This is a genomic window from Candidatus Tisiphia endosymbiont of Nedyus quadrimaculatus, from assembly GCF_964059235.1.
Classification (GTDB): domain Bacteria; phylum Pseudomonadota; class Alphaproteobacteria; order Rickettsiales; family Rickettsiaceae; genus Tisiphia.
Genome location: NZ_OZ060452.1, coordinates 1,517,798 through 1,534,367 on the forward strand (window position 1 = coordinate 1,517,798; position 16,570 = coordinate 1,534,367).

Consider the following 16,570-nt stretch of genomic DNA (forward strand, 5'->3'; position numbering starts at 1 on the left):
CCCATTATATCACTATTTACCTACGCACTAAGCTATTATATTCTTTTTTTAACAAATTAGTAATTTTACTATCTTCAAAGATAATATTTTGATCACCACGGTTAATCGATTTAATCCCCTTAACTTCTGCAGCTGTACCAGTCATAAAACATTCATTAAACTCCCCTAACCTATCTAGAGTTATGTACTCTTCCTTAACCTCAAGATTTAACTCTTTAGCAAGTTTTATAACTGTTTGACGCGTTATGCCATTTAAAAAACTATCAGCTATCGGTGTAAATAATTGCTCTCCTTTAACAAAAAAGATATTTGTAGTAGTACATTCAGCAATAAATCCTCGCCAATCTAATAGAATTGCATCATTATAACCCAAAGACTTAGCTTCTTTTTGGCATACTATCATCATATTGTAATGTCCTGACGATTTACACTGCGGCGGCAGCGAGTTTGGATGACATTTCCGCCAACGTGCAATATGCAAACTTAAAGCATCAGAAGGTCTAGGAGTTGATGGAATAGCAGCAATTAATAAATTAACTGATAAATTTACATTAGTTAGATTAAGAGATTCACTACCATACCAAATTAAAGGACGAACATACGCATCTTTAATATTATTTTTTTCTATAAGTAAGTGATGGGCTTTTATAATGTCTTCAAAACTATATGGCATTTCCATAGCTAAAGTTTGTGCCGATTCTATCAAACGCTGCGTATGTTCTTCTAATTTAAAAATTTTTCCATCATAGGCTTTTTCTCCTTCAAAAACTCCACCAGAATAATGTAAACTATGAGTAAGAACATCTACTTTAGCTTCCTGCCAAGCAATAAAATTACCGTTAATCCAGATATAACCTGATAATTGTTTAAGGTTTCTAGGCCGTTCTTCTACAATTATATTTTCTTGTGTTATTATCATTGTCAACCTTTCATTATTCAGTTAGTATAATCTCAAATACCAAAACTTTATTTATGCAAAGCCCTAAGCCTCACATTCTTGTAGTCGATGATGATACTCGAATACAAAAACTTTTAAAACAGTTTTTGTATAAAAACGACTTTTTAGTATCAACAGCAGCTTCCGTCCAAGAAGCTGAGGAACTATTAAAATCCTCTATTTATGACTTAATTATTCTAGACGTTATGTTGCCGAATGTTACAGGACTTGATTTTGCCCATACTATAAGATCAAGTAAAAACCTTATACCAATTGTTATGCTAACTGCACTATCACAACCAAGTGATCGTATCAAGGGATTAGAATCCGGTGCATCTGATTATCTGACCAAACCTTTCGAACCGCAAGAATTATTACTCAGGATTAATAACCTATTAAATAGCTATAATAATTATAAAAAACAAGATAAAATCAAGCGATTAGGCAATAATTATTATAATTTAGAATCAAAGGAATTTATAAAAAATAATCAACTTGTACAATTGAGTTCTACAGAACAAAAATTGCTAGAAGTATTATTAAAACACAATGGACAAGAAATGAAACGTGATGAGTTGTCAAAAATAATGGGAGGGCTTAGCCCTCGCTCTATCGACGTACAAATTGTCAGAATAAGAAGTAAGATTGAAGATGACCCTAAAGAACCAAAATATCTAAAAACCATTCGGAATAGCGGTTATGCTATCTATACATAAACTTATACCACAAACTTTACTGGCTAGATTTGTTCTCATCATTATTGTTCCAACATTAATAGGACAAATTCTAGCAGTGTTTTTGTTCTATGATCGTCACTGGTATAATGTCTCTTACTATACTAGCAATATTATTGCTAATGAGATTATTTCCCTTCTTGAACAAGACGACAATAATTTATTAGAAAAAAATACAACAGAGACAAATTATTTAAATTTGTCGTATCAGTTTCATCAAGAATTAAACTTGCCACGCAAACAACCTAGAATTAGTGAAGAATTAGAGATTTTTAAAAATATTATTAACGTAAAAATTAATAAGAAAAATATAGTAAAGATTAATGATTCAAAAAGAATTGAAGTATTATTCCAATTAACCGATGGTTTACTAAAAATAACTTTCCCCGCAAAATTATTGATGAATCCAACGGCTTACATTTTTGTTCTATGGTTAATCTTCTTAACTATTTTACTACTTTCTGTTTCCTTAATCTTCTCTAAAAAGCAAATTAACTCCATTTTAACTCTTGCAGATGCTGCTGATCAATTCGGACAAGGAATCACAAGATTACCAACGTTTAAACCTTCTGGTGCAAAAGAAATCAAAAAGGCTGGTATTGCTTTTCTGAAAATGAAAGAACGAATTGAACAACAAATTTCTAAAAGAACTAGAATGCTGGCACAGATTTCGCATGACTTATGTACTCCCCTAACTAGAATGAAGTTACAACTGGAGTTAATGAAAGAATCTGAGGAAACAGAAGGTCTTAAGGAAGATATACTTACCATGCAACAAATGATAAAATCATACCTTGACTTTGCTAAGGGTGAAAATGGTGAAGAAGTTCAAATAATTGAATTATCTTCTTGGCTATCTACTATCATAAATAAATGGCCTGTTGCCAATATTGAGCTGCTTGCAACAAAGCAGATAACAGCACAAATCAAGCCTATCAACTTTGAACGTGCAATATCTAACGTAATAAGCAATGCTATAAAATATTCTACAAAAATAAAAATTACTGTATGCTCTACCTCTACTAACGTAATAATAAAAATTGAAGATAACGGTATTGGCATAAAGGATGCAGAGAAATTATTAGTGTTTAAAGCATTTTATCGTTCAGATAAGTCACGCCCACTTAATAATTCAGGTAATGTTGGACTTGGTCTTGCTATTACTAAAGAAATAATCATTGATCATAATGGAACAATATCCTTGCAGGATAGTAAAATTCTAGGTGGTTTATTGGTTGAAATTTCACTACCTCTAATAACATGAATTCGATGCTCAAAGGTTTTACTTCACGGTATAATTGTATACTATTAAGTCTCCCCGTCAGAAGTCTAGAGATATAATATCTAATATGTTTAGCGAGTAAAAAAATATAGAGAATCCATAAGAAAATGCTATAATATGGGCATAAACCTTATGGATTAGTTGATTTATGCCGATGGAAAATATAGAGAAATCACAAAGACAAGGACAACTTTTTGGTTATAAATTGACCGAGGAATTAAACCCTAATAATAAGTTATATAAATTAAGATCGTTAATAAATTGGTCTAGTTTAGAGGAGTGGTTGTTGGCGAATGTTGATATCAAGAAATTTGGTAGGAATCGCAGATGTCACCGTCTGTTACTTGGAGTGACTATGCTGCAAGCGATGTATAACCTGTCAGATGCAGCTTCTGAGGAAGAGCTAAGAGAGAACGTATATTGGCAGTATTTTTGTGGTTGGGAATATTTGCAGAAAGATGCTGAGATATCAGAATCTAGTATCCGGCGGTTTCGTGCTATATTAGAAGAAGATGGCTATAATGAGATATTAAAGGAGCTGATAAGAATCGGCTGCAAAGCTGGTGTAGTAAAAAAAAAGACTTAGCATCGATAATCATTGATACTACTGTACAAATTAAGAATATTAAGTATCCACATGATGTATATTTGATGGATAAGGCAAGAATAGAGCTAGTAAAGTTATGTCATGCCTTAGGCATCAAGTTAAATGAAACATATGCCAAGCAATATAAAAAAGACATATTAAAATTATGGAAATATAAAGATAATAGTAAAGCCAAAAAGCGTAAGAAAATAATGAAGCATTTAAAAGTGTTGTTGGGTCGTTTAGTTAGGATATGTCAGCGAGAAATAGCTAAAGCAAAATTAAGTTTATCGGCAAACCAACAAGAAATACTAAATAAGATAAAGAAGATACAGGTGCAATCTATACTGAGTAAAGCAGAAAAAGAACAATATAAAGAAGATAATAAAATATTATATAGTTTTCATGCCCCGGAGGTAGAGTGTATTGGTAAAGGGAAATTAAACAAGCCATACGAGTTTGGTAATAAGGTTTCGATAGCGGTAAGTGGACGAGGTAATTTTGTATTAGCGTCAAAGTCTTTTCATGGCAATCCGTATGATGGGCATACATTATCGCAGACTATAGAGGTTGTAAAAAAATTAACAGGAGTCGAAGTAGCAAGAACCTTTGTTGACTCAGGCTATAAGGGGAATAATTTTAAGGAGAAGGGCAAGGTGTATAGCCCATATTGCAGGAAAAAACTATCCTCAGATGATAAGGCAATGATCAAGAGACGGAGTGCCATAGAGCCGATAATAGGGCATCTTAAAAGTTATGGTAGAGTTGGCAGAAACTACTTAAAAGGAGTAATAGGGGATATCGTTAATCCGTTAATTTCCGCTGTAGGATTGAACTTACGATGTATTGCTAATCACCTTCTCAAAACAAATCCGTCTACATAGAAATTAGCAAATAAAGAAAATTAATCAAATAATTATAAAGTCGTTAACAAATCATCATGTCAAAGTTTCCGAAAGATTAGCTTTTTATAGCAAAAAATTTACTCCAAAAATCAAACCCCCAAATTTTATGCAAAAATTTTTTGTTAAGGTTTTAATTGTTTGATTTATTCTTAATTCTTAGCATTTCTGACGGGGAGACTATTTAGTCTTTTACTCGATAATCAAGTTTTTATTGAGTTATATAATTCAGGACAGTTTAAAAGTCATGAAAAGAAGTCGAGAAGATGTCATTCCCGCGTAGGCGGGAATCTACCGTCTTGTTAGTCAAGAAAAAAAGTAGATTATTATTCATAAATTTTATTATTTTTTACCATAGAATTTAAACAAATAATTACTTTACGCATAACGGCTACTAAAGCGACCTTTGCTTTTTTACCAGCATTAGTCATACGTTCATATAATGCCTTCATTTTGTCATTATGACGCATCGCTACTAAAGCAGCCATATACAAGCTTTTTCGTACAAAAAACCTGCCGCCTCTAATATGAGCCCCATTAGTTTTTTGACCGCTTTGGCTTGTTTTTGGGGCAAGCCCAACTAAGCTTGCAATCTCTTTATTGTTTAGCGTACCGAGTTCTAGCAATTCTATTAACAAAACACTAGCTGTTTTTTCACCTATACCTTTATAGCTTATGAGTAAATCATTTTTTGCCTTTAAACTCTTATCTTCCTGTATGGCAGCCTTTATATCTTTTCTAATTTCCTCAAGCTGTTTTTTGCCACACTTTATCATTTCCTCGAGATATTTCTTAGCCTTCTCGGATGCAACTTTTGCTCTGCATTGATTAGCATGTATACCTTCTTCTATATTACGTTCTATGCTCCTTAGAGATTGTAATTCTTCTTGTATAACAGAAATTATTTGGTCTCCTTTCTCATCATTAGCAATAAAAGCTGCATATTTCTCAAGTAATAACGCATCCAATTTATCAGTCTTAGCAAAATGGTTACAGACCTTGGCAAAAGCGTGAACTCTATTAGGATGAGCTCTATGCACAGTAAGCCCGGCTTGTTGCAACACTCTCATAACTAAACGTTCATAACCACCAGTAGATTCCAAAACAGTAAGCACAATATTTAGAGAAGCTATTTCTGATTTTATAAAATCAGAAATAGCTTTATCTGTATTTTTAATCTTATAATGAATATTATTAATAGATATATCAAGCGTATTTTTTGAAACATCTATTCCCATAAATATCTTGCTTTTTTCAGTCATTTGCTTTACCTATAATAGTGGTTGTTTTGCAAAGTTTTGATACATGATTGTAAATTCGATCTCTAAAGGATCATCCTACCGTTCGTATTATACTTTGCGATTCAAGGAAGGAGTGCACCAAGATTCCCTCGATCTTTAAAGACCAATCTAAATTAAACGGCGTCACTCCTTCCGACCATATTAACTCCATATTGAGCTAATATTCAAGATACAATCTAAAAATACAAAAACACCTTAGACTTGAAGGTTTTTGAGATCCCCGCCTACGCGGGGATGACATAAACTGCCATGAATTGTAGCCTTCAGAAAAAAACTTGATTATCGAGTATATACCCCAGCATCCGTAATGGAAGTCAATAAAAAAATAGTAACTTAACATAAATTTTCATTCCAGGAAGAATTATTTTTTACAATAGAGTGCATAAAAGCTAGTAATTTGCGCATAACAGCAACAAGAGCAACTTTTGCTGGTTTATGTTTAGCAATTAAGTGGTCATAAAAATTGCGTAAACGCTTATTACATCGTAAGGCAGCAACTGCAGCCATATACAGCACTCTTCGTAGATTACCTCTACCGGCAAAGATACTTCTTCTACCTTTATAACTACCGCTTTCTCTAGGTTCTGTTGACAAAAATTATAGTTAGGAAAGAGGAATAAAAAGTTGCCATAGTAAGAAGAAATGGTAGTTTCTAGTTATCAAAAAAAGGAACTACCAATATGAAGTATTACATAGAAGAACAAGCATGGGAAGTAATTTTATCATTTTTTAAGAAAAAAAAATGGTATACACAACAAGAATGAAGAAAAAATGAGACATTTTATTGAAGCAATATGGTTTATTGTTAGAACAGGTTGCCAATGGCGTCTTCTACCTGATGATTATGGTTGTTGGTACAGTATTTATCGCAGATTTAAGAGATGGGTTGACAAAGGTATATGGGAGGATTTAATGGATTATGTTAAAGTAGATGCAGATATGGAATCAATTATGATTGATGCAACTATTGTGAGAGCACATGCTTGCTCATCTGGATATATCAAAGGTAATCAAGAAGAAGCGGCTTTAGGTAGAAGCAGAGGTGGTTTTAGTACTAAAATTCATGCCCTTGTTGATGCCCTTGGTAATCCATTAAAGTTTATACTAACTGCTGGGCAAAGAAATGATATAACTCAAGCGGGAAATCTTACTCAAGATGTTCAGAATACGACTGTGATAGCCGATAAAGGATACGATAGTAGTGCATTTGTAGAAAGTTTAGAAAATAAGGGGTGTGAGATTGTTATACCACCAAAATCTAACCGTAAAGTACAACGTGAATATGATAAACATACTTATAAGGAACGACATTTAATTGAGTGTAAATTGTAATCAGCTATTGACCCCTTTAAGGGAAAAATTGTAATGAAAATTGCCCCCCTAAATAAGTAACAATATCTCCAAAAAATTAATATTTTTAATATTTTTTTAAGGAGTTTTTAAAAGGTTGTTTATAGTGGAAACAATTGGAAGAATACGTAGAATGTATTACGTTGATGGCAAAGCAATTAAAGCAATTGCTAGAGAACTGAATATATCAAAGAATACAGTAAAAAAAGTCATTCGCAGCAATCAAACTAAATTTGAGTTAGCAAAATATAGCAAAGGTAAGCCTGTTCTTGGCAATCATCTTGAAGTACTAAATCAGCTATTAGCAGAGAATAGCAAGGAGTCGGTTCGACGTAGAATGACGGCAGCTATACCAACAGCTTCAGATATCGGGTTATACAGGAAGTTACGAATCTGTGAATCTAATTGTACGAAACTTCCGTAGAGAATACGAGGCAAGGGGCGGGCAAGTTTTTATTCCATTAAATTTTGAAGCTGGTCAGGCGTTTCAGTTTGATTGGGGAGAGGAAGAAATATGTTTAAATGGGGAGGTTACTAGAGTTAAAGCAGCGAGAATAAAGCTATGCTATAGTCGTTATTCTTTGGTAGTGGTTTATCCTAATGAGCAGCTGGAAATGGTTATGGATGCCCATGATCAAGCTTTCAAGTTTTTTGCTGGTTGTTGTAAGAATGGTATTTATGACAATATGAAGACGGCTGTCAAAAAAATATTGATTGGCAAGGATCGTATCTTTAACGAGAAGTTTATCCAAATGGTCTCTCACCATTTATTTGAGCCACTTGCCTGTAGTCCAGCATCAGGATGGGAGAAAGGACAGGTTGAGAAACAAGTAGGAGACACTAGACGTAACTTTTTTACTCCAATATTGAAAGGAGATAGTTATGAAGCTATTAACATTCAGCTAAGAGAGATGTCTATAGAGTGGGCTAAAACTAAAAGACATCCTGAATTTACAGAAAGAACGATTCTAGAAATATATGAGGAAGAGAAGGCATATTTAATAGGATATAGAGGGCAGTTTACCGGTTATAGATTACATCCAACGACCGTATCACCTTTGAGTTTAATACAATACGACAGCAATATGTATAGTGTTCCGTGTGAATATGTGGGACTTAGCGTACAGATTAAATCCTATGCTTGGCAAATAGTGATTTTACATAAAAGCAAGATTATTGCAGAGCATGTTCGTAGTTTTAAACGCTATCAGAAGAATTATAATCCATGGCACTAAGCAGCTCTAGAACGTAAACCCGGTGCTTTACGTAATGGTGGACCGTTCAAAGAGTTAATGAGTTTGTTACCTGAGATATTTGGCAAACTACGAAATAAGTTAGAGACTTACAAGGATGGTGATAAACAATTTATAGATATCCTGCTACTTGTTAATAAGTATGGATTAGAAAAGGTAACAAATGCTTGTAACCTAACAATTGCTGCTGGCGGCTGTAGCTCTAAATTAGTTGAGCAATATTTGTTGCAACCAGCAATGAAACTAGATATCCAAGAGACTGAGTTTATTCAGCTAAAAAATCCTCCTGATGCTGATTGTAGTATTTATAGCAAGTTGCATTTAACAACGGAGGTAAATTAAATGAAAGACTTAATATTGTTATTAGATAAATTAGGTTTAGTCGGTATGAAGATGCAGTTAGCTGAGTCAAGTAATTTAACAAATGATGTTCCTACTACTAGTGTGTATGATGTGTTAAAGAAACTTCTTGAAGCAGAGTGTGAATATAAGAAGTCACGCTCGCTAGGTTATAGGTTGCAACTAGCTAAGTTCCCAACCATAAAGTTACTATCAGATACATGCCAAGCTAAATTGGTTGAAAATATTGATATACAAAAAGTGATTGATAATCATCAGAATATCATGTTCATAGGTGGTTCTGGGTCTGCAAAAACTCATCTAGCAATTGGTTTGGCGTTCACCGCCATTGAAAAAAGTTACAGGGTAAGATTTTATACTTTAAATGAATTAGCTAGCCAATTGCTTAATGCTAGAATCCATAATTATGAAAGCAAATTCATCGATTCAGTTAAGAGATTCCATCTGATTGTAGTAGATGAATTAGGCTATGTATACTCGATGAAAATCAACAATTGCGTTGTCGTTGTCCAAGACCTGCGGTGCTCACGTACTAGTGTACGCTGTGCTCCTCGGCTTGGACACTCCTAGCACTTGTTGATTTTGATCTTCGTCTACCAACTCTTCATTTATGAGCAGTATACCAATAAAAGCCGAAGCTAGATTCCTGTTATTTGAGTTATTTGCTAAATTGTATGAGCAAACTTCAGTGATCATTACTACCCATTTGAGATTTGAAGAATGGAATGATATGTTTGGTAATGCTAAGGCAACAAAAGTAATTATCGATAGATTGACACATCATTGTCAAATCATAGAAACTGGTAATAAAAGTTTTAGAGGAGGGAAAGATGTAGATTAAAGATTAAAATAATAGACTACGGTATTAATTAAAAATTACAATGATTTTAGAAAATTCTATCTGAATTTTAACCAAAATTAACTAATTTTTTTATGTGGTTAGGGGGGGCAATAGTTTATTACAATAGGGGGGCAATAGCTGATTACAATTTACAATTGAGTGCTTATTTGGTAAAATCAAACATTTTAGGCGTATATTTTCTAGATTTGATAAAGCTCCAGCCACTTTTTTAGCTTTTCTAAATTTCGTTGGAACTTTAATATGGTTACGTTAAAATTTTTGTCAACAGAACCTAAAAGATCTTGGTAAAAGATTTGGGATTACAGGCACTCAAGTTGGAAGAATATTAAAGAAGTTAGGCTATAGTTATAAAAAAAAACCTTCAGCTATTTGGAAGCAAGTGCAGAGAAACGATCTGAATATTTAGAAAAGGTCAGTAAATATGACAAAGAGCAAATGGTGTATCTTGATGAGAGTGGTATAGATAGGACCATTTGCCAAGATAGAGGTTGGGGTAAGATAGGAGAATTGTTGGTTGGACAAAAAAGTGGTAAACAGTATCAAAGAACTAATATCATAGCTGGTTTAGTAAATAATAAGCCGATAGCCCCTTTTGTGTTTAATGGAACTTGTAATACAGAACTATTTAATAATTGGGTTGAGAAGTTTTTAATTAAAGAATTAAAAGCAGGACAGGTTGTAGTATACTCGATGAAAATCAAGAATTGCGTTGTCGTCTTCAGGGATCTTCGGTGCTCACGTACTAAATGTACGCTCCGCTCCTCGACCCTTTGACTCCTAGCACTTCATAATTTTGATCTTCGTCTATCAACTCTTCATTTACGAGTAGTATACTAGATAATGCTAGTTTCCATAAATCAAAGAAGACGAAAGAATTAATAGAATCAGTAGGTTGTAAGGTTATTTTTTTACCCCCATATTCACCAGACTTAAATCCAATAGAAAAATTTTGGGCTAATATGAAAAAATGGATTAAAAATAAGATAACAGAAACTAGTAAATTATTCGAAGCTATTTCTATGTTCTTTGTCACCTAATTCAATGTATTTTAGTATAGCAAAAAAATTAGATAAAGTTATGCAGTTTTGCTGCAAGTATACAATGATACCATCTTTACTCCGATTATCACCTTGTTAATCTCTTTGTCCTGTACTAAGATACAACATTACAAAAAAATTTAGATAAAATTATTAAAGACCGTAATTACCAAGTTACTGAACTTGAAAGAAAAGCTGGTTTAAAGAAAAATAATATATATAGTGAAAGCTATTGAATTAGGTGATACAAATTTTGTGTCATACCTGCGAAAGCAGGTATCTAGATTCCCGCCGTTGCTAAGAATGATGGTATGGACGAGTAAGTAAAAGAAACTTTACTTACTACCGTGATCACGAATATAATTCGGTCACATAATTATACTATTTAATAATTAAAAAGGAGTCCATACCATGAAAGATATTAACATACTAGGCATTGATTTAGCAAAAACAATTTTTCATATTGTTGCATTAAATAAAGATGGTGAAAAAATATTAGCTAAAAAATTACACAGAGAAGAATTTGAAGACTACATTTTAACAAACATTCCCAAGAATAGTTTATTGGTAATGGAAGCATGTGGCAGTTGTCATTATTGGAGCAATAAGTTTATGGAATCAGGTTTTACAGTAAAATTACTTAAACCATGTGATGTAAAAGCTTTTGCAAAAACTCGGCAAAAAAATGATACAAATGATGCTTTGGCAATAGCAAGAGCAGGAAAAGATCCGGAGTTAAAATCGGTTCGTATAAAAAATATATCACAACAAGAGATTAGTTGGTTACATAAACGTCGGCAACATATTATTAGACAAAGAGTACAATATAGTAATGGTTTAATGAGTGATTTACTTGAATTTGGTTATTACATAAAAATGAGTAAATCTAAATTTGCCCGTGAGGCATTAAATATAGTAGAAGATGCCAAAAATGCTGGTGTGATTTCAGAGAGAATGTATAAGGAAATGAAGGTAATAGCTGAAGAAATTGCTACGTTATTAATACAAGAATCAGCAATAGATAAACAGCTAATAGCAATAAATAAAGAATCTGAAACAGCTACTTTATTAAAAACAATACCAGGTATTGGAGAAATTAATGCTAATATACTAAGCATAGCAGCTTATGAAAATTATGATGATTGTCGAAGTTTTGCTGCAAGTTTGGGATTAGTGCCTAAGCAAAATAGCACAGGTGGTAAAACAAGTCTTGGATCTATCACTAAGAAAGGAGATAGATATGTTAGAACTATGCTGATACAAGGAGCAAGGTCTATTGCAATCAGAGCAAAAATACAAAAGGACTCCACTGATCATTTAGTGCTATGGGCAAAAAAATTGTTGGGAAGGATGAGCTTTAATAAGGCTGCTGTGGCAATAGCAAACAAATTAGCTAGAATAGCGTATGTATGTGTTACAAGAAAATGTGCATATGCTTGATAGTTGGTGGTGTATATAGATTTATCTGTATTTTATCTATATAAAAGAAGAAGTAAGTAAATAGGATTTAAGAGGTACGATATAAGCGAAAGTGATTGGAGATAATAAATGGGCATTCCAAAAACAAGTCCGAGATTTTATGTCAAGGCTCTAGAAGCCGTAAGAATGAGTGGATAACTCCAAGGATTGCGTGGAATGCGAAAACTATTATGGCACTAGATGCCGAATATATGACAGCTTATTTTTTTATTACTCCCGCATCATTTTTCTTATTGACTTACTTACTCGTCCATATATGACAACTTACAATCGTTATGTTCTTTGTCACCTAATCCCATGGAATTAACTATACAATATTCTAAAGGGGATATCTAAAAAACCTTCAGCAGAGTTGTTACAAACGGTAGCCGATGTACTAGGTGTAACCGTTAAAGATTTATATAATCCCTTTATTGAAACAAAAAATTATTTAAATAATGATGATTTTGAATTGATAGAAAAAGTACTTAAGACTGTAATAGAAGAGATAAAAAACCTTAAGTTAGAAGTTACTGAAGTCGATCTAGTCAATATTATGTTAGAAGTGTTTAATTACTCGAAACCCGAACCCAAAAAAGAACTAGAGAAAAGGTTTATTAATTGGATATTACAACAACGCATACAAAAAAAGTAAATTTGGGGCAAAAGTGAATATTTTATCAAATTGTTATTAGTTTTTACACTTACTCAAAATATCTATACTTCTAAAGTGGTTTTCACCAAATTTTTCTATGAGTTGGGTGCTAAATTTTATATACCAAAATTTATTTGGTATATTGCAAGTCGCTTTTGCTGCAGCCCAATACAAGTAGCTTACTTCATCGACATTTTTCATATTGTCCCGATAATTATTATAATATAATACTTCTGCTGAAGCATAGGATTCAGCCGCCTTTTCATTCTGACCAAGAGCTGCTAATGCATCTCCTTCTGCAACAAAAGCCTTTGCTAAATATGTGTCTGATGAAATGCTGATATCTTTATTAGGTCTAGCTGGGTCATTAATGAATATGGTTTTAGCCTTGCTGGCACAGTCTAGAGCTTTATTAGTATTACCTAAACCTAGCTCTGCTCTTGACATTTGGATAAAAATGCGACCAAATACTTCATGATCATCTTTTTTAGAGGGTTTATGCATATTATATAATTGTTCAACTTGAGCATAGGCTTCTTTATATTGGCTAAGAGCATTTAATATCTCAGCTCTAAGTACATAACTATTCGTAAATAATAAATTATCTTGGTGCAGCCTATTACTGAGAAATACATTTACAGCACCATTGATTTGTTCTAATGCTTTAGTATATTCTCCTAAAGTAAAAAGCAATTTTGCTTTCGCAACATATATATAAAAAAGTTCACTTTCGTCTACTAAACCATCACTAAACATCTTTTCAATTATCTGAATATTTTCTTGTGCCTTTTGAATTTGCCCTAATATAGTATAGGTCGATGCTAAGTTATACAATATATTGTATCTATAAGAATTATACCCTTTTATACCTTTAAAAACTTCTTGTGCTTTTTTATAATATTCAAGTGTTACATTGTAATCTGAATATTTGCTTTTATAATATGCAGCTATTAATCCTAAATACCCAGCATATATGCGTTTCTCATTATTATTCATAAATAATAATTTTAATTTACCCTCTTTATCATTTTTATTAAACCACTCAACTAGTTTTTCTGCATTATAATAATCAAAAATATTAAGATAACTATTAAGTACATGAAATCTTAATTCCATCACTTTATACATATTTATATTATACTTTTGTGCGTTCTTTAGAATTATTTCCATGTTTTCCCTAATGGTTTTTGTGTTTCTAAAAATACGTCCCTTAAGTACATTTTTTGGTATTCCATCCATTAACTTAGTAATAATATCTTCTAGATAACTTTTATTATTCTTATTTCCATTTAGTTCCATAATCTTATTAGCAATAACATCATGCATTTCAAAAACAGGATTGGTTTCATTTGGATCAGTATTAGAAATTAAAGCAAATTTAGACAGTTGATAAATATCATCATCAATGGTGTTTTTGTCATCAGCAATAATCTTCAATAGTGCCTTGGAAAAAGCTTGGTTATTGATTAAAGCTATCTTATTCAGTAATCTTTTAGCATTTGGTTTTAATTCCTTAATTGCTAAAGTAATGTTTAATTTAATTTTATCAGCAGAATCTCGTATCCTCTTTTTATATTCTTCTTGATTTAAACCCGGTACTTGGTTCAATAACTGTGTACCTTGTACTATCAATATAGGATAACCAACAAATTCTTGAACTAAAAATTCTGCTAGTTTAGGATCATCTTTTTCTAAAATATTATTAGCAAGAGTAATAGCATCATTTTTTTCAAATGCCGTCATTTTGACTGTATTAGGTAATAGCTCATAATCCTGGGAAGCAAAAATAACATGACCATTATGTTCCCAATTAATAAATTCTTGCACCTTATGATTTTCTTTGATCTTTAAATTATCAAATACTAACAACCATTTATTCTTACTAGATAAGCAAGACTATACTTCTTTTTTTGCTGTTCTTACATCTTCTGATATTAAAGTCTTAGTTTTTTCATTAATTGATTTTGCTAGTTTTAGAAACTCTTCATTAATATCTAAATTACAATCAATAAACCAAATTACATCATAATTATTTTTATGCTCATAGGCATACATTCTTGCAAGTTGAGTCTTGCCCATACCACTAATGCCAACGAAACCTGTTTGTCTATATTTGATCAAATTATTCTTAGCTAGAGTTAATTGTTTAACATGATCAACAAAATAGTTAACTGGTGTAATAAGATTGGATATTTCCACTTGAGCAACTGATGTATAAGGTATTATTAATACCATTATTATTAATAAATATTTTTTCATTTTTTCTTTCTAATATTATTCACATATTTAGTAAAATCTAACACTTGCTCTTGTTTTTGTACTGATTTATTTATTACTATAGGATAAATAATCTCAACTATATTAGATGCATCAGTAGAAGATACACTGTACTCAAACTTATGCTCCTTTAGAGATTTGAATATTTTACGACAGCTAAGTAGAAATACATCCATATATTCTAACACTATAGTTTCAGATATATCAACCATTCTTTCTTCGTTTAAAGGGAAACTGTCATATTCAATAATAACTTTTTTTTCAGTAAAGCTTATTTCCATTATTTTAGGAACTTCACTTTGTCTATCCATAAATTCCATTAAATTAAAAATAAGGCTAAAAATTAACTGATAAAAAACTTCGGTCGCACAATTAATGTTAATTGTATCTATAGTTTTTTTTATCTTTAAAGCTACTCTAATAAAATAAGGTGAAAAATATTCTTTTAAAGACTTAGTTAAATTTACTATATTTATTTTTTCAGGAGATGTATCATATAAGCACATTGGAAATAAATAGTCACTTGGGGATATATTCTGAATTATTTTCTCATCACCTAGTATTATCCCCATTTCTTGCTTGATATACATCTCAGTTGCTTTTTTTATAAAGAGCTTCTTTAGTTTTTGATTAATTTTTTTGTTGCTCAGTAGCGTATTATTAATCTTCCTTTCTTCGTGTAAGTCATGTTCTAATATGGACAATCTTTCTTCTATTATGTTTGTTATTTTTAAATACAAATACAAAAATAACAAACAAATAAAAAAAGTTGCAATAGCCGTTATCAAAGTATTTTTATATATTTTTCTTCTATTCAAAAGATAAAAACTAGAGTTTTTGTTAACTCCAACTTTTATGGTTAAAACTGTGTTTAAATCAATTTGATAATCTTTTATTATATTAAAATTTTGCTTATAGTCTAAACCAAATGCAACACTATAATCATTGATTATGATTGCATAACCTATGAAATTGGGGAATATTCTATTTAAATTCTCCCTTAGTTCTTGTAAATCAAATATAAAATCTTCTGCTGAATTTCTGATAGAAATTGTATATGGTTTATTTTTTATTGTATTCTCGCTTATACCATTATTTGTTCTTGAAAAATTTTTAAATAAAAAAAAGGTTTTATTATCGCTAGATTTATTGAAGACTGTTGTTAAATCATGAAATAATAAACTACCAACACTATCTAAATAACCAGTAAGCATTAATTTCTCTTTTTCTTTTTGTAGATGTAAAAGGTAAATATAAAAACCAATATTAAAAAATAAAAACATAATAATAGCAATAATGAACGGTTTGAATTGTTGTATTAATTGTTGCATAATATTAGTTTGAATCAAAAAGACTTGTACTCGATCTATTGCATTTGATAGTTTATAACTTACTATAACAATTTACAAGTTGTTAATTATATCAATATATGTTGTAAATATATTCCATCAATTTCAATGTGATAAATTGTACAGCAAATTAGCAAGTTTGCAAGTCAGAACTTCCTCGCTAAGTAAGAGGTTTGACGATGCCATTTATACTCCTGATAAATAATACTGCCCAAATCACTAGTTAC

The 16,570-nt window shown here is 31.6% G+C and carries 19 protein-coding genes and 2 pseudogenes; 15 read left to right on the forward strand and 6 right to left on the reverse strand.

From position 1 onward, the window contains the following. Positions 1-16: 16 nt before the first annotated feature. On the reverse strand, positions 17-919 hold the full coding sequence (locus AB3211_RS07265) for a branched-chain amino acid transaminase (RefSeq protein WP_367364146.1): 903 nt from the start codon (positions 917-919) through the stop codon (positions 17-19). A 53-nt stretch (positions 920-972) separates the two neighbouring features. On the opposite strand from AB3211_RS07265, the gene AB3211_RS07270 reads away from it, so the two are divergent. The 4 genes from AB3211_RS07270 to AB3211_RS07285 all read left to right on the forward strand — a co-directional run bounded on the left by AB3211_RS07270 (position 973) and on the right by AB3211_RS07285 (position 4,423). Beyond that, positions 973-1,653 carry a response regulator transcription factor gene (locus AB3211_RS07270; RefSeq protein ID WP_367364147.1) on the forward strand — a complete coding sequence of 227 codons (681 nt, stop codon included), beginning with the start codon at positions 973-975 and terminating at the stop codon, positions 1,651-1,653. Further along, the gene (locus tag AB3211_RS07275; protein WP_367364148.1) at positions 1,637-2,935 is read left to right on the forward strand and encodes an ATP-binding protein; all 1,299 of its coding nucleotides are present in this window, start codon (positions 1,637-1,639) and stop codon (positions 2,933-2,935) included. Before AB3211_RS07270 ends, AB3211_RS07275 begins: the two co-directional genes overlap by 17 nt. A 166-nt stretch (positions 2,936-3,101) precedes the next feature. Continuing rightward, on the forward strand, positions 3,102-3,539 hold the full coding sequence (locus tag AB3211_RS07280; protein WP_367364149.1) for a transposase: 438 nt from the start codon (positions 3,102-3,104) through the stop codon (positions 3,537-3,539). Between the two features lie 65 nt (positions 3,540-3,604). Next, on the forward strand, positions 3,605-4,423 hold the full coding sequence (locus tag AB3211_RS07285) for a transposase (RefSeq protein ID WP_367364150.1): 819 nt from the start codon (positions 3,605-3,607) through the stop codon (positions 4,421-4,423). A gap of 344 nt (positions 4,424-4,767) precedes the next feature. Here the strand turns inward: AB3211_RS07285 and AB3211_RS07290 are convergent, their stop codons facing one another. Beyond that, the gene (locus AB3211_RS07290) at positions 4,768-5,703 is read right to left on the reverse strand and encodes an IS110 family transposase (protein ID WP_367364151.1); all 936 of its coding nucleotides are present in this window, start codon (positions 5,701-5,703) and stop codon (positions 4,768-4,770) included. 372 nt (positions 5,704-6,075) lie between these two features. Continuing rightward, positions 6,076-6,336, reverse strand: a complete 261-nt coding sequence (locus tag AB3211_RS07295) for a transposase (RefSeq protein WP_367364152.1) — start codon at positions 6,334-6,336, stop codon at positions 6,076-6,078. A gap of 177 nt (positions 6,337-6,513) precedes the next feature. Between AB3211_RS07295 and AB3211_RS07300 the strand changes: the two genes are divergently transcribed. From AB3211_RS07300 to AB3211_RS07355, 11 genes and pseudogenes are all read left to right on the forward strand, one after another. Beyond that, the gene (locus AB3211_RS07300; protein WP_367364153.1) at positions 6,514-7,074 is read left to right on the forward strand and encodes an IS5 family transposase; all 561 of its coding nucleotides are present in this window, start codon (positions 6,514-6,516) and stop codon (positions 7,072-7,074) included. 151 nt (positions 7,075-7,225) lie between these two features. Beyond that, positions 7,226-7,516: a LuxR C-terminal-related transcriptional regulator gene (locus AB3211_RS07305; RefSeq protein ID WP_367364116.1), complete on the forward strand. Its 291-nt coding sequence runs from the start codon at positions 7,226-7,228 to the stop codon at positions 7,514-7,516. After that, entirely contained in the window at positions 7,488-8,327 is an 840-nt protein-coding gene (gene istA, locus AB3211_RS07310) for an IS21 family transposase (RefSeq protein ID WP_367364154.1), read from the forward strand. The genes AB3211_RS07305 and istA overlap by 29 nt, the downstream gene beginning before the upstream one ends. Positions 8,328-8,384: 57 nt before the next feature. Next, positions 8,385-8,687 carry a hypothetical protein gene (locus AB3211_RS07315; protein WP_367364155.1) on the forward strand — a complete coding sequence of 101 codons (303 nt, stop codon included), beginning with the start codon at positions 8,385-8,387 and terminating at the stop codon, positions 8,685-8,687. Then, the gene (locus AB3211_RS07320) at positions 8,688-9,275 is read left to right on the forward strand and encodes an ATP-binding protein (RefSeq protein WP_367364156.1); all 588 of its coding nucleotides are present in this window, start codon (positions 8,688-8,690) and stop codon (positions 9,273-9,275) included. 73 nt (positions 9,276-9,348) lie between these two features. Beyond that, positions 9,349-9,546 (forward strand): annotated as a pseudogene (locus AB3211_RS07325) (ATP-binding protein); the annotation flags it as partial. A 390-nt stretch (positions 9,547-9,936) separates the two neighbouring features. Next, positions 9,937-10,341: a transposase gene (locus tag AB3211_RS07335; RefSeq protein ID WP_367364157.1), complete on the forward strand. Its 405-nt coding sequence runs from the start codon at positions 9,937-9,939 to the stop codon at positions 10,339-10,341. A gap of 56 nt (positions 10,342-10,397) precedes the next feature. After that, positions 10,398-10,604, forward strand: a pseudogene (locus AB3211_RS07340) (transposase); the annotation flags it as partial. A 152-nt stretch (positions 10,605-10,756) separates the two neighbouring features. Beyond that, on the forward strand, positions 10,757-10,840 hold the full coding sequence (locus tag AB3211_RS07345; RefSeq protein WP_367364844.1) for a hypothetical protein: 84 nt from the start codon (positions 10,757-10,759) through the stop codon (positions 10,838-10,840). A gap of 175 nt (positions 10,841-11,015) precedes the next feature. Next, positions 11,016-12,044 (forward strand): IS110 family transposase, encoded by a 1,029-nt coding sequence (locus tag AB3211_RS07350; protein ID WP_367364158.1) that lies wholly within the window; start codon positions 11,016-11,018, stop codon positions 12,042-12,044. Between the two features lie 391 nt (positions 12,045-12,435). After that, positions 12,436-12,717, forward strand: a complete 282-nt coding sequence (locus AB3211_RS07355; RefSeq protein ID WP_367364159.1) for a hypothetical protein — start codon at positions 12,436-12,438, stop codon at positions 12,715-12,717. A gap of 36 nt (positions 12,718-12,753) precedes the next feature. Here AB3211_RS07355 and AB3211_RS07360 read toward each other — a convergent pair whose 3' ends face one another. From AB3211_RS07360 to AB3211_RS07370, 3 genes are read right to left on the reverse strand one after another with little or no spacing between them, the layout of a single operon-like run. Further along, the gene (locus AB3211_RS07360; protein WP_367364160.1) at positions 12,754-14,586 is read right to left on the reverse strand and encodes a tetratricopeptide repeat protein; all 1,833 of its coding nucleotides are present in this window, start codon (positions 14,584-14,586) and stop codon (positions 12,754-12,756) included. 27 nt (positions 14,587-14,613) lie between these two features. Further along, positions 14,614-14,976, reverse strand: a complete 363-nt coding sequence (locus AB3211_RS07365) for a hypothetical protein (protein ID WP_367364161.1) — start codon at positions 14,974-14,976, stop codon at positions 14,614-14,616. Further along, the gene (locus AB3211_RS07370; protein ID WP_367364162.1) at positions 14,973-16,325 is read right to left on the reverse strand and encodes a hypothetical protein; all 1,353 of its coding nucleotides are present in this window, start codon (positions 16,323-16,325) and stop codon (positions 14,973-14,975) included. Before AB3211_RS07370 ends, AB3211_RS07365 begins: the two co-directional genes overlap by 4 nt. Positions 16,326-16,570 lie beyond the last annotated feature (245 nt).

Bases quoted from the DNA above. Each gene is read 5' to 3' on its own strand.
- AB3211_RS07265 (WP_367364146.1), bottom strand. From the start codon at position 919: ATGATAATAACACAAGAAAATATAATTGTAGAAGAACGGCCTAGAAAC.
- AB3211_RS07270 (WP_367364147.1), top strand. From the start codon at position 973: ATGCAAAGCCCTAAGCCTCACATTCTTGTAGTCGATGATGATACTCGA.
- AB3211_RS07275 (WP_367364148.1), top strand. From the start codon at position 1,637: ATGCTATCTATACATAAACTTATACCACAAACTTTACTGGCTAGATTT.
- AB3211_RS07280 (WP_367364149.1), top strand. From the start codon at position 3,102: ATGCCGATGGAAAATATAGAGAAATCACAAAGACAAGGACAACTTTTT.
- AB3211_RS07285 (WP_367364150.1), top strand. From the start codon at position 3,605: ATGGATAAGGCAAGAATAGAGCTAGTAAAGTTATGTCATGCCTTAGGC.
- AB3211_RS07290 (WP_367364151.1), bottom strand. From the start codon at position 5,703: ATGACTGAAAAAAGCAAGATATTTATGGGAATAGATGTTTCAAAAAAT.
- AB3211_RS07300 (WP_367364153.1), top strand. From the start codon at position 6,514: ATGAGACATTTTATTGAAGCAATATGGTTTATTGTTAGAACAGGTTGC.
- AB3211_RS07305 (WP_367364116.1), top strand. From the start codon at position 7,226: ATGTATTACGTTGATGGCAAAGCAATTAAAGCAATTGCTAGAGAACTG.
- AB3211_RS07315 (WP_367364155.1), top strand. From the start codon at position 8,385: ATGAGTTTGTTACCTGAGATATTTGGCAAACTACGAAATAAGTTAGAG.
- AB3211_RS07320 (WP_367364156.1), top strand. From the start codon at position 8,688: ATGAAAGACTTAATATTGTTATTAGATAAATTAGGTTTAGTCGGTATG.
- AB3211_RS07350 (WP_367364158.1), top strand. From the start codon at position 11,016: ATGAAAGATATTAACATACTAGGCATTGATTTAGCAAAAACAATTTTT.
- AB3211_RS07365 (WP_367364161.1), bottom strand. From the start codon at position 14,976: ATGAAAAAATATTTATTAATAATAATGGTATTAATAATACCTTATACA.
- AB3211_RS07370 (WP_367364162.1), bottom strand. From the start codon at position 16,325: ATGCAACAATTAATACAACAATTCAAACCGTTCATTATTGCTATTATT.